We start from the raw sequence: 23,666 nt of genomic DNA, 5'->3' as shown, positions 1-23,666 counted from the left end.
TACATCATAATAATAACAGGAGGATATACGGATTGGATAGAGAAATGGTCATCGTTCTCGACTTTGGCGGCCAGTACAATCAGCTGGTGGCACGCCGTGTCAGAGAGTGTAATGTATACTGTGAAATTTACTCTTATAAGATTGATATCGAAAAAATCAAAGCGATGAATCCCAAAGGAATTATCCTGACGGGAGGACCGAACAGTTGCTACGAGCCGGATTCACCGACTTATACGGAGGAACTGTTTAAGCTTGGTATCCCGGTTCTGGGTCTGTGCTATGGAGCACAGCTGATGAGTCATGTGCTTGGCGGCAGAGTAGAGCGCGCGGACGTAAGAGAGTATGGAAAAACAGAGGTTATCGTTGATAAAAAGGACTCCAGAATTTTTGAGGGCGTAAGTCCGAAGACGATCTGCTGGATGAGTCATTTTGATTATATTTCCCGGATTGCGCCGGGCTTTGAGATCACAGCCCATACGGCAGACTGCCCGGTGGCAGCCGCCGAGGACGAGGCGCACAAGCTTTACGCGATTCAGTTCCACCCGGAGGTGCTGCATACTGCTGAGGGAACGAAGATGATCAATAACTTCGTGAAGAATGTCTGCCAGTGCGCAGGCGACTGGAGAATGGACTCTTTTGTGGAGAATACCATAAAAGATATCCGGGAGAAGGTCGGAAACGGCCGTGTACTGCTGGCTCTGTCCGGCGGTGTGGATTCTTCCGTGGCAGCGGGACTTCTGTCCAAAGCTATCGGAAAACAGCTGACCTGTGTATTCGTAGATCATGGTCTTCTTCGTAAGGACGAGGGAGACGAGGTGGAACAGATCTTTGGACCTAAGGGTCAGTTTGACCTGAACTTTATCCGCGTGAACGCGCAGCAGAGATATTATGACAAGCTGGCAGGCGTAACCGAACCGGAAGCAAAGCGCAAGATCATCGGTGAGGAGTTTATCCGTATCTTCGAAGAAGAGGCGAAGAAAATCGGAGCGGTGGATTTCCTGGCACAGGGAACCATTTATCCGGACGTGGTGGAGAGTGGTCTCGGCGGAGAATCCGCAGTGATTAAGTCCCACCATAACGTAGGAGGCCTTCCGGATTTCGTTGATTTCAAGGAGATTATTGAGCCTCTGCGGGATCTGTTTAAGGACGAGGTACGTAAAGCAGGTCTGGAGCTTGGTCTTCCGGAAAGCTTGGTATTCCGTCAGCCCTTCCCGGGTCCCGGTCTGGGTATCCGTATTATCGGCGAGGTCAATGCCGAGAAGGTACATATCGTCCAGGACGCTGACTTCATCTACCGGGATGAGGTAGATAAGGCGGCCGCAGCTTATAAGAAGGAACATGGAGAGAACCCGAAGTGGCTGCCAAACCAGTACTTCGCGGCTCTGACCAATATGCGTTCCGTAGGCGTTATGGGAGACGAGAGAACCTACGATTACGCAGTAGCGCTGCGCGCTGTGAACACCATCGATTTCATGACCGCAGAAGCAGCGGAGATTCCCTTCGCAGTCCTGCAGAGTGTCATGAGCAGAATTATCAACGAAGTGCGGGGAGTGAACAGAGTATTCTATGATCTGACCAGCAAGCCGCCCGGAACGATTGAGTTTGAGTAGACCTGAAGTGGTTTAGAGGTTGGTATAACAAATCAAGTATTTTCAAGGCTTGAAATCATGTTAAGAAAACATGATTTCAGGCCTTTTTTGTGTCGTGATACGATTATGATACTGTTTTTCTCAGAAAAAACTGTATCGGAATTATTCCAGAATAAAGTCCAAATCTGTTTTTCATATTTTATTTTCCACAAATTATAAAATTTCAAACTTTTTTTGCTCTCGTTTAGTAATGGGGATTTTTTCAACCCAAATGTATTACGTAACAAGAAATAGTACGTAAGCGGAGGGCAAAAGATATGTTTGAATGCAGAACGTTTATATCAGTAAAAGAGATCTGTCAGGTATTGAGTGTTTCCGAATCAAAGTCATATGCAATCGTTCGTGACTTAAATAAGGAACTTTCTGATAAAGGCTACATGGTAATCCCGGGTAGAGTAAGCAGAAAGTATTTCGAAGAAAGATTCTATGGAGTTGATTCATTTGAAAAGGAGGACGAAGATGGCAGTTTATAAAGATAAGAAGAGAGGCACTTGGTATGTGTCGTTGTATTACATCGACTGGACAGGCAAGCAGCAGAGAAAATTAAAGCGTGGCTTCTCAACCAAAAAGGAAGCACAGGACTGGGAACGACATTTTTCATTGGAAAAGGCCAGTAGCCTTGATATGACCTTTGGGGATTTTTACAAACGCTATACCGATGATGTAAAGCCAAAGCTTAGAGAGAATACGTGGAAGTCCAAAGAATATGTAATCGAGTTAAAGATACTACCGTATTTTAAAGATTTGGTAATGCGTGAGATTACACCGAGAGATGTTATTGCTTGGCAAAACGAGATGCGTAAGTGTGAGTCGCAGGATGGTGAAAAATACAAAGGAACCTATCTTAGGAAGATGCAGGCGGAACTTTCAGCCATATTCAATCATGCGGTGAAGTATTACGAACTGCCAAAGAATCCGGCTGTAATTGCTGGTCCACTTGGACAACACCATGCAGATGAAATGCTTTTTTGGACAAAGGAAGAGTATATGCGCTTCATTCCCGAGGTCGCGAATAAAACCTATTCCTATATGGCATTTGAGCTTTTGTATTGGTGTGGGATCCGAATTGGTGAACTGATGGCTTTAACTCCTGCGGATTTTGATTTTGATAAGAATAAGCTATCTATCACAAAGTCATATCAAAGGATAAGTGGAAGGGATGTTATTACAAAACCTAAAACTCCAAAGAGTGTGCGTATGATATCTATGCCGGAGAATGTGGCATTAGAAATGAAAGATTTCCTTGATAGCATTTATGGCATTGAACCGAGCGATAGGATCTTTGTAATTTCAAAGTCTTATTTGCACCATGAGATGGATAGGGGTGTAAAGGCAAGTGGGGTAAAGCGTATTCGTCTTCATGATTTAAGACACAGCCATGTATCGCTTCTTATAGATATGGGATTTTCGGCAGTGGCTATCGGTAACCGTGTAGGCCATGAAAGTTCGGATATTACTTATCGTTATGCACATATGATGCCGTCTATTCAGGATGATATGGCAGAGGCTCTTGATGAAGAATGGAAGGAGGGATTTGATGTCAGCGAAGAATCTTGATCCAAAAGGAAGATTGCGAAGTGAGACTATTGCTTACCGTTGTTCTCCTGCTGAGAGAAAGGAATTGGATAAGCGATGGAAACTGCTTGGGTATGCGACAAAGCAGGACTACGTTCTTGATTCGGTATTGCATAACAAGGTTACGGCGAAGGGAAATCCCATGATGCTGGTTAATTTCCGTAAGGAGCTGTACGGGATTCTCGAAGAACTGGAGCGGTTAGAAGAAGCTTCCGAGATAGATGAGGAGCTTTTTACACCGATTCGCACTATGTTGGAAATCTTAGAAGCGTTTAAGGAGAACGAGGATAAGAATAAGAAAAATAAAATCAGAAGGAAAGATAAGTTTTTGGAAAGGAGAGCATATCGAGATGTGTAAAGTAATTATCTGTGCAAATCAAAAAGGGGGAGTTGCCAAGAGTACGTCTGTGGTAAATCTTGGCATCGGTCTGGCAAATAAGGGAAAGAGAGTCCTTGTAATCGACAATGATCCACAGGGATCTCTCACGGAAGCATTAGGATATCCGCAGCCGGATAAGCTGGAGATCACACTTGCCAATGTAATGGAATGGGTGTTAAACGAGGACGATTATGATCTGAAAGCCGGTATCCTGCATCATGAGGAAGGTATCGACCTTATGCCGGCAAATATCGAATTGTCCGGTGTGGAAACATCCCTTGTTGGAATCATGAGTTCGGAGACAACGCTTCGGGAGTATATCGAATCTGTAAGAGACGATTATGACTATATTCTTGTGGACTGTTCTCCGAATCTTGGACAGCTTACCTTAAATGCCCTTGTAGCGGCGGATGAAGTAATCATTCCGGTACAGGCTGCATATCTGCCTATAAAGGGTTTGGAACAGCTTTTAAAGACCATCAGCCGTGTGAAACGCAAGATGAACCCGAAGCTTCATATTATGGGAATTCTGATTACGATGGTGGATTACAGAACCATTTATGCTAAGGAAATCACGGAAGTGCTGTATGAGCACTATGGAAGCAGTATCCATATTTTCGATGATGTGATTCCGCTTTCCGTTAGAGCTGCGGAGGCATCTGCCGAAGGAGTCAGCATCTATAAATATGATGGCAAGGGTAAAGTAGCAGCTGCGTATGAAAAGATTGTAGAGGAGGTTTTAGCCAATGAGCAGTAAGGGATTATCAAACAGAATCAAGCTTTCCAGCTATGATGATATGTTTTCAGCGGAGAATGATGGCAATACCACAGCAGAAGCAAAACCTGTTGAGGGACAGATAGTAGAGATTCCTTTATCGGAACTGCATACCTTTGAGAACCATCCTTTTCGCGTCGTAGACGATGAAAATATGGAAGAAATGGTGGAAAGTGTCAAGGAATATGGCGTGTTGGTTCCGGCTATCGCAAGACCGAGAGCAGAAGGCGGATATGAACTTATATCCGGTCACAGAAGAAAACATGCATCCGAACTGGCAGGTAAAGATACCATGCCGGTTATTGTGCGTGACTGCGACAATGATGAAGCCGTAGTAATCATGGTGGATGCCAATATCCAGCGTGAGGATATTCTTGTCAGTGAGCGAGCAAAGGCTTATCAGATGAAATATGAAGCCATGAAGCATCAGGGCAAGGCTCAGGGTATTTCCCTTAAAGCTATGAGTGAGCAGGCGGGGGAGAGCATGAAGACCATTCAGCGTTTAATCTGTATCGCAAGCTTGGATGAGAAATTGCTTGCTATGGTGGATGAAAAGAAGCTGGGCCTTCGTCAGGGAGTGGATCTTTCTTTTATTCCGCAGGAACAGCAGAGAATCGTATATGAAGTGATTTCGGAGATGGGAGTGTCACTTAGCCAGGAACAGAGTGCAAGGATAAAGGAATCGTCCCGCAAGGGTTATCTGAACGCAGATTTCTTAAAGGATTATCTGTCGGAGAAGAAACCAAAACCACGTAAGGTAGTATTTAACCAGAAGAAGCTGGACAACTATTTTACCCCGGATATGAGCAATGAGGATATCGAGGAACTTATCGTAAAGCTCCTTGATGAATGGAAGGAGAAAGGGGAACCGCGTTAATGGAGAGGCTGAAGCTGGAGTTTTATTATGGGCAGGAGGCAGAGCAGTTTACGTTCTACCGCCTGCCGAAGGCTTTGATAACAGACAGTAGATTTAAAGATATATCGAATAATTCCAAGCTTTTGTATGGACTGATGCTCGATCGCATGTCTCTTTCCGTCAGAAGCGGATGGTTTGATGATCAGAACAGGGTTTATATTAAGTATTCGATTAAAAGCATTATGGAAGATCTTAACTGTAGCAAGATGACGGCGGTAAGTCTTTTGAAAGAGCTACAGGCCATTGGTTTAGTGGATATTGAGCAGAGGAATGGGCTTGCTAACATCATTTACGTTAAAAACTTTGTATCTGGGGGAGAAGAAGCATTAGACCGGTCAGAAAATTGTACAGGTAAGAAAAATGAACCGGTGAAAGATGACCAGTCTAATAATCAGACCAGTATAAAAGATGAACCGGTATATGAGGAAGACCAGTCAGATAGTAGTACTGGTACCGGTCAGGATTCTTTACCAGGGGTAGTACAGAATTCAGACCCGAATAATAATGATTTTAACAATACAGATTCTAGTGAGACTAATCATATCAGTCTATCCAGTGAGCGTGTGGATAATTCTATCCGCATTACGAGGATGGATCAGATGGATGAGACCACAGCATACATGGAGCTTATTCGTGAGAACATTGATTATGATATCATGATGAGTAACCCCAAATGGTTGGACAGGGATATGTATGAAGAGCTTTACCAGCTAATTTGTGATGTTGTCTGTGTCCCTCGTAAGACAATTCGAATTGCAGGAGAGGACTATCCTTATAGCCTGGTTAAAAGCAAGTTCCTTAAACTTAATTCAACGCATTTGGAATATGTCATTGGTTGTATGAAGAATAACACAACCAAGGTGTCAAATATCAAAGCATACCTAACAACAGCACTCTATAACGCACCGAATACGATAAATCATTACTATACTGCTGAGGTAAATCATGACATGTATGGTACAATGTAATTGGAGGAATGATTATGGCTAAGTATATTGTTGAAGAAACAAACAGAAGTAAATATGAAAAGAATTATAAGTTCCCGATGATAAATCTGATTCCTGCAATCATTTGGTGTATCCCAGTTCATCAGAAGCTGACTCCGTTGGTAGGAACAATGGGAGCATATATAGCAGTGGCTGCTTTCTTTGTGTTGTATATTCTCTTATCATATGTTCCGATTGCAGCGTTAGCTCCGGGAATTGGAGGCGTTATAATTTTGACTGCTCTGTTTTGGGCACCGGCGGATCATATTGGAAATAATGTGGTAAGTATAATCGTAAAGGCAATAATCCTTATCATTGCGATAATGATTGAGTTTTGTATTGTGATAAATGCGACATTGCCGTGGCTGGAAAGGAAGACTGCAACACCGCCAAGAATTAGAAAAATAGATGGATAATGCTGAACATAAAAAAATATATCAAAAATAATTATGATTTTTTGAAAAATGTTATTGACAAGCAAAGAACATTATGATAGTATGAGATCATCAAAAAGGAAGAGGCACTGGTACCGTGCCATTTCTTTTACAAACCGGTTTTGAACATTTAAAAATATATCAACATTATGGAGGATATAAAATGAACAAACAAGTGAAATTAAGTGATATTAAGGGACTATCCTTTATCGGAGGTCAGATTACATCAAGAATAGAGGCAGACGAAAAGAAAAACGAAAGAGCTATCGGCACGGTCAAGGTTATCCCGCCCAAGGCTATAAAGGCAGGGAAGATCGAACACGAAGAGTTATACGATGTCGATTACAAAACAGAGTTTGATGAAAAGAAGCTCACAAAAGCAGGAGATATCGTAGTAAAACTTTCCTCACCATATGATGCGGCTTATGTAAGCGAGGAAGATGAAGGGCTTTTGATTACTTCCTTCTGTATCATCATCCGTAACACAGGAAAGAATGCATCATCGGAATTTATCGCAGCATTTTGTAATTCAGGTGTTTACATGAGACAGGTCATGAATATGGTAAGTGGAGCAAAGGTTCCAATGCTAACCATAGGAAAGGTTAAGGAAGCAAAGGTAAATCTTCTGCCGATGGAAGAACAGGAGCAGGTGGCACTGTTTTACAGAAACCTCTGTGAAAAGGAAGTTGTGATGGAGCAGATTATCTCTCTTGAAAAAGAGAAGCTGGATACAGTTTTAGGAGGTAATTAAGATGGCTGATATTAAGAACGTTGAAAAATATATTTGGGATATAGCCAACATTTGGCATAACGCCGGAATGGATGGAACACAGTATGTAGGAAGTACCTTATACATTATGTGTTTGAAGAAGATGGTTGAAGAAAATGCTTGTATAAATCCAAACTATATGCCTTCAATCATAGAACTAACCAAAGTTCTTTACCGCCCGGTATCAACTGAAGACATAGAGGTTATCAGAAGAGCATCTGATATTCTGGAAGAAACATACCAAGTTAAGAGAGGTTTACTCTCCGACGTGTTATCTTCTTTCAGATCAGAAGAGGAAGCATGGAAGAAAGCTTTTCTCGGTGTAGTATCTGCAACAGCTGATATTGTAGTAGACGAAGAAGGATACTATCCATACGCAACACAGCTGATTAATATGGCATCTAAAGATGCAAGAAGAAATACAGCGGAAAAGGTATCTAGTAATGCGGTGGCAGATTTACTTAGTATTGCAGCGAATGTTCAGGATGGAGAAACCGTACTCGATGGAACGATAGGATACGGATATTCGGCTATCAGCGCGGTTAGAGGTAAAAAAGATGTAACTCTTTATGGTGTAGATATCAATACAGACTCCATTCAGGTAGCTACCTTATACATGATTCTAAGCGGCATCAACTTTGATGTCATGCAGGAGGATTTTACGGCAATGGATTCTGCGTATTCAGCAGACAAAGTTGTAATGGATATTCCATTTGGTATGCGACCTATGAACGAACTGGCAGGATATCAGCTTCATAGGGTAAAGAAATGGATGGATGCTGACTCGTGTAAGGAAATGGAGTGTCTCTTTATGGCAAGTGCATTAGATGCCATGGAAGATAACGGAAGAGTGGTTTTGATTGTGCCGCAGGGTATTCTGTTCAAACAGACGAAAGCATTAAGTGCATTTCGCAAAAATCTGGTCAAGGAAGGTTTGCTCAAAGCAGTAGTTTCGTTACCTCCAGTATATAATAGTACGATGATTAATACGGCAATGCTTATCCTTGAACATAACAACAAGGATGTACTGTTTGTAGATGGCACATCTTTGGTTCAAAGAGAACGCAGAAATGATGCTTATATCACAGATGAGAATAAAAAGAAACTCAGCGAGATTCTTGAAGGTAAAAAGGTGGTTGAAGGTGTTTCCTTTACAGTGCCTAACGCTGAAGTAATCGAGACCGGAGATTGGTCAATTTCAAAGTATATTGATGTTGATGAAGCGATTGAATTAAGGCCGATTTCGGAAATAAATAAGGAATTGAAGCAGCTGTATAAGAGATTAGACGAATTAAATGCTGAAAGCTCTAATGAAAAACTATTTTCATAGTCCGTATTATGGGACAGCATAAGAGTTAAAATTTGAAGTAAAGTGGAAAAAATATACCCAGTAAAGGAGAAAATAAAATGATTGATACTAAGAAAGAGCAGGAGAGAGACGAATTACATCGCGCTATTTGGGCGATTGCAGATGAATTAAGAGGAGCTGTAGACGGATGGGATTTCAAGAACTATGTCCTTGGAACAATGTTCTACAGATATGTTTCAGAAAATCTTACAAACTATGTAAACGAAGGCGAGGAAAAGGCCGGAAATACTGGATTCGACTACGCAAAGATGTCTGATGATGAGGCAGAGACTGCAAGAAAGGATCTTGTACAGGAAAAAGGTTTCTTCATTCTTCCTAGCGAACTGTTTTGCAATGTAAAGGCAAAGGCAGACGATGATGAAAATCTCAATGAGACATTAGAGACGGTATTCCGTCATATTGAGGAATCAGCAAAGGGCAGTGAATCTGAAAGTGATTTTGAAGGTTTGTTTGATGACTTTGATGTAAACAGTAATAAGCTTGGTGCAACTGTGGCAAAGAGAAATGAAAAGCTTGCAAAGCTGCTCAAGGGAGTAGCTGAAATGAATCTTGGTGATGTTAAGAACCATGATATTGACGCATTTGGTGATGCATACGAGTATCTGATGACTATGTACGCATCAAATGCCGGAAAGAGCGGTGGAGAATTTTTTACCCCTGCTGATGTCTCTGAGCTACTTACCAGACTCGGAACTGTTGGCAAAACAGAGGTTAATAAGGTTTATGATCCTGCTTGTGGATCCGGATCGTTGCTTCTGAAAGCCGAGAAGGTTCTTGGAAAAGACAAGGTGCGTAATGGATTCTTTGGACAGGAAATCAATATTACGACATACAACCTTTGTAGAATTAATATGTTCCTTCATGACGTAGGATTTGATAAGTTCAATATCGCATGTGAAGATACACTTACTGCGCCGCAGCATTGGGACGATGAGCCATTTGAACTTATCGTTTCAAATCCTCCGTATTCTATTAAGTGGGCAGGTGATGAAAACCCATTACTTATTAACGATCCCCGTTTCGCACCTGCAGGTGTATTAGCACCCAAAAGCAGAGCGGATATGGCTTTTATTATGCATTCGCTTAGCTGGCTAGCAAACAATGGAACTGCAGCTATAGTTTGTTTCCCGGGAATAATGTATAGAGGTGGGGCGGAACAGAAGATTCGTAAGTATTTAATTGATAATAATTTTGTGGATTGTGTTATTCAATTGCCAGCAAACCTATTCTTTGGAACCCCGATTGCTACATGTATTATGGTATTAAAAAAGAACAAAAATGATGATTCGGTTTTGTTCATTGATGCAACGACGCTATGCAAAAAGGTATCAACAAATAATAAATTAATGCCGGAACATATTGATACAATTGTAAATGCGTTCTCTAATCGTAAAGATATAGAAAACATTTGTCACAGGGCACAATTTAATGAAATTGTTGAGCAGGAATACAACCTTTCTGTTTCGAGCTATGTAGATACTGTTATTGAACAGGAGGAAATTGATATTGTTGCATTAAACCACTATCTTACTGACTTATCCATTAAGAATGCTGAATTACGCGATAGAGTGGATGAGATAATTAAGGAATTGGGGGACGAGTAAATGGATGTTTTTAACGAATATATTAATAGTACATCGTTGGACGAGGACGCTGTTGTTTCTATCGGTTCTCTTATAAAACGAATAAGAGAAAAAGGAAAAAACGATGAAACTGTAAAGCAAGTCTACGTAGTTAGTAATTCTCTTGGAATAGTGAAGGCGGAAGAGTACCGAGACAACACAATTCATAGTGAAGATACCTCAAACTATACGATTATTAGACCGGGAATGATTGCATACAATCCTTCTAGATTAAATATTGGTTCTATTGGTATGTTGAAGTATGATGAGCCTGGATTAGTAAGTCCAATGTATGTCGTATTTGAAATAGATGAAGAAAGAATCACTAAAGAATACTTTGAGTACTTAATGGGTTCTGATTATGTATTAGCCAAAATTGAGTCATTTAAGGAGGAAGGAGCTAGATTTAGATTTGATTTTGGAAGATGGGATTGGATTAAAGTCCCTGTTCCATCTATAGAGATTCAGACAAAGATAGTGGATACACTGAAGAAGTTTAGAGAATGCATAGAAGGCATAGAAAAAGAGCAGGAAAATAGGACTAGACAATACTATTATTATAGAGACCACTTATTAGATGGGTTTAATCAAGAAGCATTGTCAAATGTTGTTGATATTTGTGATGACATTTTTTTGGGACTAACAGCAAAAGTCGATTATGTAGAAGAGGGAGGAGTTCCATTGGTAAGAGCCAATAATATGACATCAGGAACTCTTGATCTGTCAGATATTAGATGTATTTCACATGAACAGCATGAAAAACTAACGAAGAATCATAAGCCACGAAAAGGTGATTTGCTTGTCAGTAAATCTGGGACGCTTGGAGCAGTATGTATTATTGATACAGATGAGGAATTCAGTATTTACGAGAGCTTGATTTGTTTACGCCCTAAAGAAGGAGTGTATAATCGTTATCTGTTACATTTACTGCGGTCAACAAAAATACAGGACATAATGCTTGAGAAAAAAGTTGGTAATGCTATAAAGCATTTAAACCTTCAAACTTTTAGAAACCTTTATGTTCCATTACCGTCAATAGAAGAACAAAAGAAAATAGCTGGAATTTTAGATGTGTTTGAAGAGTTATGTGAGCGTCCTAATTGTGGACTAACAGCAGAGATAGAGGCTAGAAAGAAGCAGTTTTCATATTATCAGAATAGGATAATTGGTTTTAATAAGATTAAATAGTAGGGGGTGTGATAATTGGCATATTTTAACATTGTTGCACAGACAAATGAAAATACAGTAGTTACAGAGTACGAGTCATCAAAGGCTCGCTCTGAAAACTACCAGTCAGAAGCTGCGCTGGAAGCAGAGTTTATTAAACTACTGTCCGGAGAAAATGGCCAAGGCGGATTGGGGTACGAATATCTTAAGATTCATCAGGAATCTGATTTGATTGCAAACTTGCGTAAACGCCTTGAAATCCTCAATGATTATCAGTTCTCTGATAGCGAGTGGGAAAGATTTTTTAGTGAGTCTTTGGCAAATCAGAATGAAGGTATTGTTGAGAAGACAAGAAAGATCCAGGAGGATAATGTTCAGGTTCTTAAGCGTGATGATGGCAGTACAAAGAATATTACCATCATCGACAAGAAGAACATCCATAACAACTTCCTTCAGGTTATTAATCAGTATGTTATCGGAACAGCAGATGGAGCTAAGCATGATAACCGCTATGATGTAACGATTCTTGTTAATGGTTTGCCTTTGGTTCATGTGGAACTTAAGAGGCGTGGTGTTGCAATTCGAGAAGCATTTAATCAGATCAACAGATACCAGAGAGACAGTTTTTGGGCTGGATCAGGACTCTTTGAGTATGTTCAGTTATTTGTAATCTCTAATGGTACAAATACGAAGTATTACTCAAACAGTACGAGATTTAATGCTATCAAGGATGCGAATGCATCAAAGACTAAGAAGGGTAAGACCAGCAATAGCTTTGAGTTTACATCTTACTGGGCAGATTCAAAGAACAGAGTAATTGCAGATCTTGTTGATTTTACAAAGACGTTCTTTGCAAGACATACGATCCTTAATATTCTTACGAAGTATTGTATCTTTACTTCAGAGAATATGCTTATGGTTATGCGTCCTTATCAGATTACAGCGACAGAGCGTATTCTTAATCGTATTGAGATTGCAAATAACTATAAGAAGTACGGTGACATTTCCGGAGGTGGATACATTTGGCATACCACAGGTTCCGGAAAGACCCTCACTTCGTTTAAGACGGCCAAACTGGCATCCAATTTACCGTACATTGATAAGGTGCTTTTTGTTGTAGACCGTAAGGATCTGGATTATCAGACCATGAAGGAGTATGACAGATTCGAAAAGGGTGCCGCCAATAGCAATACCAAGACATCTATCTTACAGAGACAGCTGGAGGATAAGGATAAGAATGGTGTACATCACGAGTATAAGATTATTATTACCACCATTCAGAAGCTTGCTACGTTTATTAAGAAGAATAAAGAGCATGAGATCTATAACAAGCATGTAGTTATTATTTTTGATGAATGTCACCGTAGCCAGTTTGGCGATATGCATGCTGCGATTATAAAGCACTTTAAGAAGTATCATTTATTTGGTTTTACAGGTACGCCTATTTTCCCGACTAATATCGGAAGTACAAGAAAGACTACTTTCTTTACGACAGAGCAGACTTTTGGAGACCAGCTTCATTCATATACCATCGTTGATGCTATCAATGATAAGAACGTTCTTCCGTTCCGTGTTGATTACATAAAGACAATGGATATTGATGATAATATCGAAGATGAAGAGGTATGGGATATTGCCAGAGAAAAGGCAATGATGGCACCGCAAAGAATCTCTATGGTTACAAAGTATATCCTTGATAACTTTGATAGAAAGACCTACAGAGGCGATAAGTCATACGTTTATAATTCTTTGATTAACATTGAAGAGGTTGCATCTGCAAAGCAAGGAACCGTAGAAGAGATTAAACAGCAGCAAAGACTTAGCGGCTTTAACTCTATTTTTGCGGTAGCTTCCGTTCCGATGGCAAAGCTTTACTACGAGGAATTTAAAAAGCAGATGCAGGCGGATCCTTCTAAGAAGCTTCGCGTGGCTACAATCTTTAGTTTTGCTGCAAATGAAGAGGAAGCAGAAGAGGATAATGGTTTATTAGGCGAGGAAAATTCTGAGGATACATCAGCACTTGACCAGTCAAGCAGAGACTTTTTGGAAGCTGCTATTGATGACTACAATAAGATGTTCAATACGAATTATGATACATCCAGCGATAAGTTCCAGAATTACTACAAGGACGTATCTCTTAGAATGAAGAATAAGGAGATAGATCTTCTTATTGTAGTAAATATGTTCCTTACAGGCTTTGATGCAACAACGCTGAATACTCTTTGGGTTGATAAGAACTTGAAGATGCACGGATTGATTCAGGCCTTTTCAAGAACGAATAGAATCCTCAATTCTATTAAGACTTTCGGTAACATTGTATGCTTCCGTAATCTTCAGAAGAGAGTGGATTCAGCAATCTCCTTATTTGGAGATAAGGATGCAGGCGGCATCGTTTTGATGCAGAGCTTTAAGGACTACTATTACGGTTATACCGGAGTAGATGATACACCGCATCCGGGCTATGTTGATATGATTGAAGAACTTACAACAAAGTTCCCTGTGGAAGAGGCCCGTATTGAAGGTGAAACCAATCAGAAGGCATTTATCTCATTGTTTGGTGCAATCCTTAGAATGAGAAATCTGCTTAGCTCTTTTGATGAGTTTGCAGGAAAAGAGATTCTTTCTGACCGTGATATGCAAGACTATCTTGGAAAGTATCAGGATCTTCGCGATGAGTGGAAGCGTAAGAGAGAAGAACATACCGCAGTAAATATTGATGATGATATTGTATTTGAAATCGAGCTTATCAAGCAGATTGAAATCAATATTGATTACATTCTCATGCTGGTGAAGAAGTATCATGACAGCCACTGCGAGGATAAAGAGGTTCTTGTTACCATCAAGAAAGCGATTGCAGCAAGTCCTGAACTTAGAAGTAAGAAAGCTCTTATCGAAAACTTCATTGCCGGAATCAATGATGTTGATGACATTATGACAGAATGGAACAACTATGTTGCAGCTCAGCGTGATCAGCAGCTTATTATTATCATTGATGAGGAGAAGTTACAGGAAGAAGCGACAAGAAGGTTCATGGAGTATGCTTTCCGTATCGGAGAAATCAAGACAACAGGTACAGACATTGATAAGATTCTTCCTCCGGTATCACGATTTGGTGGCGGTAACAGATCCGAGAAGAAGGAGCGAGTTATCGAAAGACTGAAGGCATATTTTGAGAAGTTCCATAATATTGGTGAATCGTTCAAGGCTGATAATAGCATGGCAGATGATTCGGATAGCGACACAGGGGGCATAGAAACAGATGAAGAATAGGATAGAACACCCTAAGGTCTTTATTTCATATGCCTGGGGAACGCAGGAACATGACGAAAAGGTTATTGCTTTAGCTACAAATCTTAAGGGTGATGGAGTAGAGGTCGTTTTTGATAAATGGCAGTTGAAAGAAGGCAATGATACCTTTAAATTCATGGAAAAAAGTGTTTTGGATGAGAGTATTACAAACGTTCTGATTCTCATAGATCCTGTGTATGCAAAGAAGGCAAATGAACGAGCTGGTGGTGTAGGTACAGAAACTCAGATTATTTCATCGGAAGTTTACAATAAGGTAGAACAGAGAAAGTTTATACCGGTTGTATTTGAGAGAGATGCCGAAGGAAATGTATGTAAACCGCAGTATTTAAAGGGACTTTTACATTTCGATTTATCTATGCCTGACACATATGATACTGAGTATCAGAGAATGGTACGCACATTATATGGGATAGATACATATAAAGAGCCAGAGTTAGGTAACCCCCCAGTGTGGCTGGAAGAGACGCCAAAGGTGTCATATAAGTCGAGGGTGACAAGCGATTTTTTTCGGGGAACGGCGAGTGATGCCGTAAAAAAGAGTAAGTTTGTTGAGAACCTTGAAGAATTAAAAAAACAGATTTTGGGATATGATTATACCGAAAAAGAAGTTATTTCATGCTATCTTGAACTAATGCCATTTAGAGACGAATTCCTTCTTCTTGTCAAAAGCACTGAGTATGTTCAAGAGGGATATAAACAGATAGCAAAGTTTCTGGAAGAATTAATGTATGAAATACGCAGACAGCAAACAAATTATTCCAACTTGAAGGTGACGTTTGTACATGAGTGTTTCATATATGTGGTGGCATATTATCTTAAAAAGAGTGCAAATGAAGCTTTGAGGTATGTTTTAAATAAGACATATTTTGCAGGAACTTCACATTATAATCAGGATGCCGATAGCTATAACTGTTTTTATTGCTATAACGATGTCTTGGATAGTGCTGTATGTAAAAGAGATAATAAGAATTATTATTGCGGAACAGCAGCACTATGGATTGAAAATCTTAATGTAGACGTTTGCAACAAAGATGAGTTTGTTTCAGGTGATTTGTTTTGCCACAGTGCATCGCTCTTGATTTCTAATTACGAGAAAGATTGGGCATGGTTTCCTTTGACTTACGTGTATAACAGCGATGAGTATAGGGGCTTGTTTGCAACATATTCAAAAAGGTTAGTGTCCAAGGAACATTTGAAAAATATGATGTATGTTCTTAATTATGAAACAGTTGATGAGTTTAAAGAACAATATAAGAATGTTGAAGAAAAGTTTCATAAAGGAGACCTAAAAGAATATCGTTACAATAGTTGTTTTGAAACAGCTAGAAGTTTCTGGAATTACATGAAGTCCGAGGAATTGGGAACAAGGAATTAGCATATATTGAGAGGGTGGTGTTTTGAATGTATGGAAAAGCTATTGAACTCTTTCTTGTAAATGGCTCTGCGGATAGTTTGACTACAGCGGAATTATCAAACTGGAATGGTAAAGCTATTAAGATTCCAAGAACAGAGATTGCAGGATGTGACCGGGATGATATCAAAGGTGTTGGCGTGTACTTCTTGATGTGTCAGGAGGATGACGGAACAGATTCTGTTTATATCGGTGAGGCAGAAAATGTGCTGGATAGGCTTTCTCAGCACCTTAGAGATTATCAGTCCGGTAAAGAAAAATATTACTGGAATACAGCGGTAATTTTTGTTGGTAGAGACTTGAATAAAGCCTTGATCCGATATTTAGAGAATCGCTTTGTTGAGATTGCCAAGGACTGTGGCAGGTATTCGATTCTGACAAAGAATACATATAAGAATACTGTTCTGAAGGAAGCTCAAATTGCCACGATGGAAGAGTTTATTGATAATGTGAAGATTCTTATCAATACTCTTGGATATAAGGTGCTCGTACCTGTTCCGAAGGCTACGGATGACACGGTTTACTTATATTGTAAGGGCACTGAGGCAAATGCAAAAGGATTTGTAAGCACCGGTGGTTTTACAGTTCTGTCCGGGTCGAAAATATCCGATCATACAGTGCCGTCTTTAGAGACACAGGGAAAAGGATATTTTAATCTGAGAAATACTCTTATCAAAGAAGAAGTGATAAAGGATGGGGTATTCCAAAAGGATTATGAGTTTAGTGCTCCATCCGCTGCATCGGCTGTAATACTTGGACATACATCCAATGGTAATGTTGATTGGAAAACCGAGAACGGAACGAAATTAAAAGATTTGTAGGAGATGTTTAGATTGAAGTATATCGTAAAGAAAATCATGGAACCAGATTACGGTTGTGAGGAGCGCCCAGATGATTATGTGGCTATGGACAAAGTCTTATTAAGAGATGAAAACGGATCTGAAATTGATATGGAGATTGCTGATAAAGAATTATACAGTAAAGATATCAATGAAGGAGATTGGGTATATTTTGATCTAAACAATCAGATTTTTAAAGAGCAATAACTTTTGGTCCAATGGACCAGAAGTGGACCAGGGGGAATAATATCGATGGATAATAATTTCATAGAGGAATTGCTTAATCATCCATATGAAAAGAAGAGTATTAAGTCATTAAGAGGAGAATTCTGGATAGAGGAAGTTTTTACAAATAAGAATAATCATATAGATGGTGAAATACGTTGTGGTATTCATGGAGACGATTTATGGAATGGTAGTGTGGAGATTCACATAGACATCGAAAAATTTAAAAATGACCATCATGCCGGATTTGGTTATTTGGAAGTACCCTCAAGGATTAGCAACCATGGAATAGGCACAACACTTATGCTTTCCGTTATTGATACAATAAGGACTTTTAAGGAGTTTTATTTCATAAAAGAAACAGTGAGGGTAAGTGGTTGGTTATCTACGTCGGATAAACAGAATGGTAATTGGAAAAAGTCTGTTCCTCTTTACGAAAAGATAGGGCATTTAGCGAATGTAGAAAGCTATTTTACTATCAAGAATGATGAAAAGCATTATACAGCAGAAGAGTTTCTGCGTATATCAAATGACGATGGAAGCATTATTTATTTGATTTAAGTGGGAGGTGAGGATTTGCCTTTTCAGATTATTAGAAATGACATAACAAAAGTAAAAGCAGATGCCATAGTAAATACAGCAAATCCGAACGTTGCCGTTGGTGATGGTGTTGATTCTGCCATATATAAAGCTGCCGGAAAGAAAAAGCTTCTTGAAGCACGTAAGAAGATTGGTCTTTTGATGCCGGGTGAAGTAGCAATCACGGATGCATTTGATCTTGATGCAAAGTACATCATTCATGCAAGTGGTCCTTGGTGGACGGATGGAAGTAAAGGTGAGGAAGAGTGTCTTCGTTCATGCTATGCGAAGGCATTACAGTTGGCGAAGGACTATGGATGTAATTCCATTGCATTCCCACTTCTTGCCACGGGCACATATGGGTTCCCGAAGGAGCTTGGCATACAGATTGCTGTTGATACTTTTACGGCTTTCTTGGAAGATAATGATATAGAGATTACGCTTGCTGTGTTTGGTAGCGAGGATGTTACTATTTCTGGTAAGCTTGTAGAAGATGTTGCCAGCTTTGTTGATGACGGCTATGTAGAAACAGCTCTTGCTGAGGAATACCGAAATGATAACTATCCGCGCGAAACGGGAAAACGGCCAGAGAGCAGAGTCGGTGCTACATTGCAATCTTTCCATATGCCATCATTCCTGCGAAGAGAAAACAGGGATGAGGAGGAAGATAGTTTTGATGCGCTTCCTTTAGAGGAAGAGGCTAAGGAAGATGAATCACCGGATGCAGATATGATGCAATCATATTCTGCAATGGAAGCGCCTTCGGTTATGATGCCGGAGTATCTTAAGCCGGTTTCCTTTGAAAAGAAGTCAGAGTCTTTGGAGGATGCGTTAAAGGAAATCTATACGGATTCTTTTGAAAAGCATTTACAGCAGCTTATCAATAAAAAGGGGCTTAAAAACTCAGAAGTATACGCAACAGCGAATATTTCAAAGCAGTATTTCTCAAAACTTCTTAAGGGGCAGGTAAAGCCTTCAAAAGAGAAGATGCTTGCACTTGCTGTTGGGTTGCGCCTTAATCTTGACGAAACGATAGATTTTCTTAGAATAGCCGGGTATGCGTTGTCACCGATATCGCAGACCGATAAGATAGTTGAGTATTTCATAGAGCACGAAGACTATAACGTCTTAAAAATAGATATTGTGTTGTTTGATTATGGGCTGGATCCATTGTCAAATCAATAAATATGAAAGGTCGCCTCACGGTTGACCTTTTTTCTTTGCCTACGGTTTATTATTACATCACAACAAGGAAATGCCTCACTGCAGGGAGGTCAGTAATAGAAAACGGAGGTAAAGGATCATGAGTAAAGGATTAACGGAAATCGTTTATATTTTGGATAGAAGTGGATCTATGGGAGGGCTTGAAGCAGATACCATCGGTGGTTTTAATTCCATGATGGAGAAGCAGAAAAAGACCGGTGAGAAGGCATATGTATCTACAGTGTTGTTTGATGATACCTGTGAAGTGCTACATGATAGAGTGTCGATTGATAAGATTAAGAAGATGACGGACAAGGAGTATTACGTTCGCGGATGTACAGCACTTCTTGATGCTGTAGGTGGAGCAATCCATCACATCGGAAATATTCATAAGTATGCCAGACCTGAAGACCGTCCGGAGAAGACCATCTTTGTGATTACAACAGATGGTATGGAAAATGCCAGCAGACAGTATTCTTATGATAAGGTGCAAAAGATGGTAAAGCGCCAGCAGAAAAAGTACGGCTGGGAGTTTATTTTCATCGGAGCTAACATTGATGCATATGCGGAAGCTCAGCGTTTTGGAATCAGAAAAGAGCGTGCCGTAAATTATGTGCATGACAATATCGGAACCGCTACAGTTTATGAAGGTGTATCTAAGGCAGTGTGCTTTGCGATGAAGGCAAGTTCTGCGGAAGATATGGAGGATTGTCTTAATGATAGTGGATGGGAAGCTCCAATCGTAGCAGATTATTTAACTCGTGGAAATAAGAAGAATGGGGGTAAGAACTAATGGCTATTAAGGGTGCAGTATTAGGCGATATATTGGGATCTCAGTATGAGTTTAACCGTCCAAAAAATCTGGATTGGCAAAACATACCGCTTATCATAGATGATAAAGCTAAGTTTACGGACGACTCTGTTATGATGCTTGCCATAAAAAAAGCTCTGGTGGAAGATAATGACCTGGTTGAAACAATGGTAGCTGTTGGTCAGCAGTATCCGTTCTGTGGATACGGAGCGAAATTCTTTAGCTGGATCAATGGTAAAAAGCATCAGCCGTATAACAGTTGGGGCAATGGTTCTGCCATGCGAGTTGCTTTTGTGGGAGATTTCTACGAAGATTATGATGAAATGCAGGCGATGGCAGCTAAAACGGCTGAAGTATCTCATAATCATCCAGAAGGAATCAAAGGCGCTGTTGTTACAGCTACATGTATCTGGATGGCAAAGCGTGGTAAGTCTAAGCAGGAGATATACGATTATGTTTTGTCGGAATATCCAGTAGATCTTTATGAGTACAGCATCGGAAATAGTCTGGATGATATCAGACCACGTTATAAATGGAATGAAAGCTGTCAGGGTTCCGTTCCGGCTGCTATGCGATGCTTTTATGAAAGTACGGATTATGAATCGTTCATGAGAAATATCTACAGTTTGCCGTGTGACAGTGATACATTTGGAGCAATCGCAGGTGGTGTTGCGGAAGAGTTTTATCATGGCTTTGGAGATATAGATGCGGAAGGCATATTAAAGAAGCATCTAACAGATGACTTGTATGAGATATTGATGCGATAAATTACATAGGTTTACTGTAGGTGACGGCTGTGCTAAGCTGTCTCTCGCGAAAAGGCTCTCTATTCTGGTTTGGATTACTCGGGTATGGGAGCCTTTCTTTATGCCTTTTTGCACAGCCGTGGGTCCCTGCAGTCAACTTATGAGGAATGATGGGAGAGAATTATAACTTTTGGTCCAGTGGACCAGAAGTGGATAATTACGGGTTGACAGAATAAAATTCTGTGGAAAAATCCTGATTATTGTGGTAATATTACCATGTAACTGAAAATTGGGGCGTGATGCTTTTTAAATTTTGTGTTCTATTTGTACGAGATTTATTACTGCATATGCAAGTGTGCTTTAGTAAATACATGAAAATAGAGAAGAAAATTTAAGATCCATGTCTGATGCAGACGATTACTATCTCACGAGTAGTCTATTTTGTGTTAGATTATTATGCCCCTTTCACATTTATTGTTGAAAGGAGTTTTTTGTTTTATGGACAAAAAAGAGTATTTTGAAACAGTAGTACAGAATCAGATAGGATATGAGTTTAAGAATCAAAAGTTGTTAAAACAGGCATTTGTACGAAAATCGTATTCCGAAGAGAATGGTGGAGAGAACAATGAGGTCTTGGAATTTGTTGGCGATACGGTTTTAAGTGCTTCCGTTATGAGGTATCTTACAACGAAATATGGAAATGACCTTCATATCCAGGAGAAGATACCGGCTGGATTTAGAGTACCACAGGAACCAGAAGAGTTTCATAGTGAGAAAACAGAAGGTGAGCTTACCAGAATAAAGCAAAAACTGGTAGAAAAAAAGACGCTGGCAATGCGTATTGACGAATTGGGCTTTACTGAGTTTCTTATTATGGGTAAGGGAGATATAGAACAAAATATGGCTGAGCAACCTTCTGTAAAAGAAGATTTGTTTGAGGCCATACTTGGTGCAGTTGCGCTTGATACCAATTATGATTATGAGATCATCCAGAATGTGGCAGAGGTAATGCTTCGACCGGATTCTATTGTGGATAATGGGGAAGAAGCAGATTATGTAAGGCTAATCTATGAGTGGGATGAATCTTTTGGTTGTATTCCGTACTTTAGGTATAAAAATGAGCGCTATAGTCTATATATTCCAAGTAGCCCTGAAGTAATCGAGGTTGTTCCACAAGGTCGCTATTATCCTACAAATGCTAATCATTCATGTGAAATGTCTATACGAAATGATCTCCCAAGATTTAAAGCATATGGATTATCAAAGAATGAAGCGCGCAAGATAGCTTGTAAGGCTGCATATGACTATCTGGTAGAACATGATTTATTGTTTACGATTCGTGACGAAATAGATGAGCCATCTATTGAAATGGCAATAAATCAGCTTGAGATACTTGCTCGGCGTGGATATTTCAGTATTCCAAGATATGATTATACGGAATCGCATGATGAAGATGGAAATCCGATTTGGCATGTTGAATGTCATATTGATGAAATCGATGTTGCATTTGATTCTGAATCTTCATCAAAAAAACAGGCTAAGAAAGAAGTTGCGTTTGAGATGCTACAGTATGTACTAGATAACTATGAAGAGGAGTAAAGAAAGGAGACCAGCAATATGGATAGATTTGATTATAGTGATGGAGATTTTCTTTATAACATGGGTGGCGGAATGATGATGGATTCTGAAGGTCATATGATGCAAGATATGGGGGCTGGTATGGCGATGGATATGGAATCCGGAGAATTACATCTTACGGACAGTGGGTCACATTCGTTATTTGATGATGACGAAGATGATTGGTAGTTCGTGTCGTATAAATTGAGGTTTTTATTAAGAATGACTTTTGGTCCAGTGGACCAGAAGTCATTTTTTTGATACGCAGTAGTATTTGATTTCAGGCGAAGCATGATACGGGCGACATAGGAGCACGGAGTTTTTGCGTAAAGTGGTTGTAACTTTAGGCGTATCCTGTTAATCACTTTATAGGATGACCCACCAAAGAAAGACCAAAATGACCGAAGGGTGGCAAGCATTGATTTTACCGGAACCAAGACTTGGCGAAGTTGAAAAGAAAGCAATTTATGTGAAGTGACAAAAAAGAACTCGCCAACACATAGCGGAGATGAAAATGCCAATCAGTGGCGGAAGGTTAGCAGGCTGAAATGCCTGTTTTTTTATTGCCCATTTAGTAATGAGGATAATTCCAACCCAAGTGAGAATGAGAAAGGGAGCGTAAGCTCTCTTTTCTACATTATAGGTAAATGTTTATGAAGGATAAAAGGATAAGCCTCAGATTTCGGGCTGACAACGAAAGGGATATGGAAACATGGAAAATGCTTGAAGAAATGGCGCAAAAGAAAAATGCATCGAAGAACTCAGTTGCTATTGAACTGATTTTATCAGGTTCAACGAAAAGGAATGCTGATGATGTACTTGCGGAGCGTATTGCTGAATTGGTTGCAGATAAGCTTACAAATAAGCTGACAATGCAGACAGGCAGTAGCGTATCAAATGGAGCTATTGTTTCAGGTAATGGAAGGGACGAGGATCATGATGAAACAAAGTCCCAATCAGACGAACCGGAATTGCTCGGGGAGGATGCACTCGATTTCCTCGATCTATTTGGATAGGCATCACAATGATGCCAAACGGATATATGTGGCATAAAAATGATGCCACATTTTAAGGAAAGCGAAGCAGGTCATATCGAAGCCGATGTACTTTTGCAAGATATGACCTGTGTACCTGCCAACAGTTTTTATCGTTGGCGAGAAGCCCTCCGCAGGAGTCCCTCGGAAGAGCGACTTATGTTTTGATGCGAAGTGTCAAAACTAATAAGGAGTTACTCTTGGAAAGAGTAACAGAACCCCGGCGGTATGCGCCGGGAACCCGCTTAGGC

23 protein-coding genes are annotated in these 23,666 nt (G+C 40.0%); all 23 read left to right on the top strand.

Annotation, left to right across the window (positions count from 1 at the left end):
• Positions 1-32 precede the first annotated feature (32 nt).
• The 23 genes from guaA (at position 33) to ACTNCH_RS02985 (ending at position 23,397) form a co-directional block, all read left to right on the top strand.
• Complete coding sequence (guaA, locus tag ACTNCH_RS03095; RefSeq protein ID WP_441014865.1) at positions 33-1,610, top strand: glutamine-hydrolyzing GMP synthase; 1,578 nt, start codon at positions 33-35, stop codon at positions 1,608-1,610.
• A 296-nt stretch (positions 1,611-1,906) separates the two neighbouring features.
• Positions 1,907-2,122 carry a transcriptional regulator gene (locus ACTNCH_RS03090; RefSeq protein WP_027421677.1) on the top strand — a complete coding sequence of 72 codons (216 nt, stop codon included), beginning with the start codon at positions 1,907-1,909 and terminating at the stop codon, positions 2,120-2,122.
• A complete protein-coding gene (locus ACTNCH_RS03085; protein ID WP_441014867.1) occupies positions 2,109-3,206 on the top strand; it encodes a tyrosine-type recombinase/integrase in 1,098 nt (365 codons plus the stop codon). Before ACTNCH_RS03090 ends, ACTNCH_RS03085 begins: the two co-directional genes overlap by 14 nt.
• Positions 3,187-3,582, top strand: coding sequence for a plasmid mobilization protein (locus ACTNCH_RS03080; RefSeq protein WP_089900174.1), 396 nt, complete (start codon positions 3,187-3,189; stop codon positions 3,580-3,582). The genes ACTNCH_RS03085 and ACTNCH_RS03080 overlap by 20 nt, the downstream gene beginning before the upstream one ends.
• Positions 3,575-4,360 (top strand): ParA family protein, encoded by a 786-nt coding sequence (locus tag ACTNCH_RS03075; protein ID WP_027421674.1) that lies wholly within the window; start codon positions 3,575-3,577, stop codon positions 4,358-4,360. The genes ACTNCH_RS03080 and ACTNCH_RS03075 overlap by 8 nt, the downstream gene beginning before the upstream one ends.
• The gene (locus ACTNCH_RS03070) at positions 4,350-5,255 is read left to right on the top strand and encodes a ParB/RepB/Spo0J family partition protein (RefSeq protein ID WP_441014870.1); all 906 of its coding nucleotides are present in this window, start codon (positions 4,350-4,352) and stop codon (positions 5,253-5,255) included. The genes ACTNCH_RS03075 and ACTNCH_RS03070 overlap by 11 nt, the downstream gene beginning before the upstream one ends.
• On the top strand, positions 5,255-6,262 hold the full coding sequence (locus ACTNCH_RS03065) for a DUF6017 domain-containing protein (protein WP_441014872.1): 1,008 nt from the start codon (positions 5,255-5,257) through the stop codon (positions 6,260-6,262). The genes ACTNCH_RS03070 and ACTNCH_RS03065 overlap by 1 nt, the downstream gene beginning before the upstream one ends.
• 14 nt (positions 6,263-6,276) lie before the next feature.
• Positions 6,277-6,696: a hypothetical protein gene (locus tag ACTNCH_RS03060; RefSeq protein WP_441014874.1), complete on the top strand. Its 420-nt coding sequence runs from the start codon at positions 6,277-6,279 to the stop codon at positions 6,694-6,696.
• A gap of 181 nt (positions 6,697-6,877) precedes the next feature.
• On the top strand, positions 6,878-7,465 hold the full coding sequence (locus tag ACTNCH_RS03055; protein WP_441014876.1) for a restriction endonuclease subunit S: 588 nt from the start codon (positions 6,878-6,880) through the stop codon (positions 7,463-7,465).
• Between the two features lies 1 nt (position 7,466).
• Complete coding sequence (locus ACTNCH_RS03050) at positions 7,467-8,813, top strand: HsdM family class I SAM-dependent methyltransferase (protein WP_441014878.1); 1,347 nt, start codon at positions 7,467-7,469, stop codon at positions 8,811-8,813.
• Between the two features lie 77 nt (positions 8,814-8,890).
• Positions 8,891-10,456: a type I restriction-modification system subunit M gene (locus ACTNCH_RS03045; protein ID WP_441014880.1), complete on the top strand. Its 1,566-nt coding sequence runs from the start codon at positions 8,891-8,893 to the stop codon at positions 10,454-10,456.
• Positions 10,457-11,662: a restriction endonuclease subunit S gene (locus ACTNCH_RS03040; protein ID WP_441014882.1), complete on the top strand. Its 1,206-nt coding sequence runs from the start codon at positions 10,457-10,459 to the stop codon at positions 11,660-11,662.
• 15 nt (positions 11,663-11,677) lie between these two features.
• Positions 11,678-14,911 (top strand): type I restriction endonuclease subunit R, encoded by a 3,234-nt coding sequence (locus ACTNCH_RS03035; RefSeq protein ID WP_441014884.1) that lies wholly within the window; start codon positions 11,678-11,680, stop codon positions 14,909-14,911.
• Positions 14,901-16,325 carry an SEFIR domain-containing protein gene (locus tag ACTNCH_RS03030; RefSeq protein ID WP_441014886.1) on the top strand — a complete coding sequence of 475 codons (1,425 nt, stop codon included), beginning with the start codon at positions 14,901-14,903 and terminating at the stop codon, positions 16,323-16,325. The genes ACTNCH_RS03035 and ACTNCH_RS03030 overlap by 11 nt, the downstream gene beginning before the upstream one ends.
• Before the next feature lie 26 nt (positions 16,326-16,351).
• Positions 16,352-17,182: a GIY-YIG nuclease family protein gene (locus ACTNCH_RS03025; RefSeq protein ID WP_089900150.1), complete on the top strand. Its 831-nt coding sequence runs from the start codon at positions 16,352-16,354 to the stop codon at positions 17,180-17,182.
• Between the two features lie 12 nt (positions 17,183-17,194).
• Positions 17,195-17,407 (top strand): hypothetical protein, encoded by a 213-nt coding sequence (locus ACTNCH_RS03020; protein ID WP_249302645.1) that lies wholly within the window; start codon positions 17,195-17,197, stop codon positions 17,405-17,407.
• A 45-nt stretch (positions 17,408-17,452) separates the two neighbouring features.
• Positions 17,453-17,986, top strand: a complete 534-nt coding sequence (locus ACTNCH_RS03015) for a hypothetical protein (protein ID WP_441014889.1) — start codon at positions 17,453-17,455, stop codon at positions 17,984-17,986.
• Between the two features lie 15 nt (positions 17,987-18,001).
• Positions 18,002-19,189, top strand: a complete 1,188-nt coding sequence (locus ACTNCH_RS03010; protein ID WP_441014891.1) for a macro domain-containing protein — start codon at positions 18,002-18,004, stop codon at positions 19,187-19,189.
• Between the two features lie 118 nt (positions 19,190-19,307).
• Positions 19,308-20,000 carry a vWA domain-containing protein gene (locus ACTNCH_RS03005; protein ID WP_294784576.1) on the top strand — a complete coding sequence of 231 codons (693 nt, stop codon included), beginning with the start codon at positions 19,308-19,310 and terminating at the stop codon, positions 19,998-20,000.
• Positions 20,000-20,785 (top strand): ADP-ribosylglycohydrolase family protein, encoded by a 786-nt coding sequence (locus tag ACTNCH_RS03000; protein ID WP_441014894.1) that lies wholly within the window; start codon positions 20,000-20,002, stop codon positions 20,783-20,785. The genes ACTNCH_RS03005 and ACTNCH_RS03000 overlap by 1 nt, the downstream gene beginning before the upstream one ends.
• Positions 20,786-21,262: 477 nt before the next feature.
• Positions 21,263-22,363, top strand: coding sequence for a ribonuclease III domain-containing protein (locus ACTNCH_RS02995; RefSeq protein WP_246916042.1), 1,101 nt, complete (start codon positions 21,263-21,265; stop codon positions 22,361-22,363).
• A gap of 18 nt (positions 22,364-22,381) precedes the next feature.
• Entirely contained in the window at positions 22,382-22,570 is a 189-nt protein-coding gene (locus tag ACTNCH_RS02990) for a hypothetical protein (protein ID WP_441014897.1), read from the top strand.
• 464 nt (positions 22,571-23,034) lie between these two features.
• Positions 23,035-23,397, top strand: coding sequence for a hypothetical protein (locus tag ACTNCH_RS02985; RefSeq protein WP_441014899.1), 363 nt, complete (start codon positions 23,035-23,037; stop codon positions 23,395-23,397).
• Positions 23,398-23,666: the final 269 nt, after the last annotated feature.

The organism is Candidatus Merdisoma sp. HCP28S3_D10 (assembly GCF_052065835.1).
Lineage (GTDB): Bacteria > Bacillota > Clostridia > Lachnospirales > Lachnospiraceae > Laedolimicola.
Note: the sequence above shows the minus strand (reverse complement) of the source record. Positions and strands in the feature narration are given on the sequence as shown.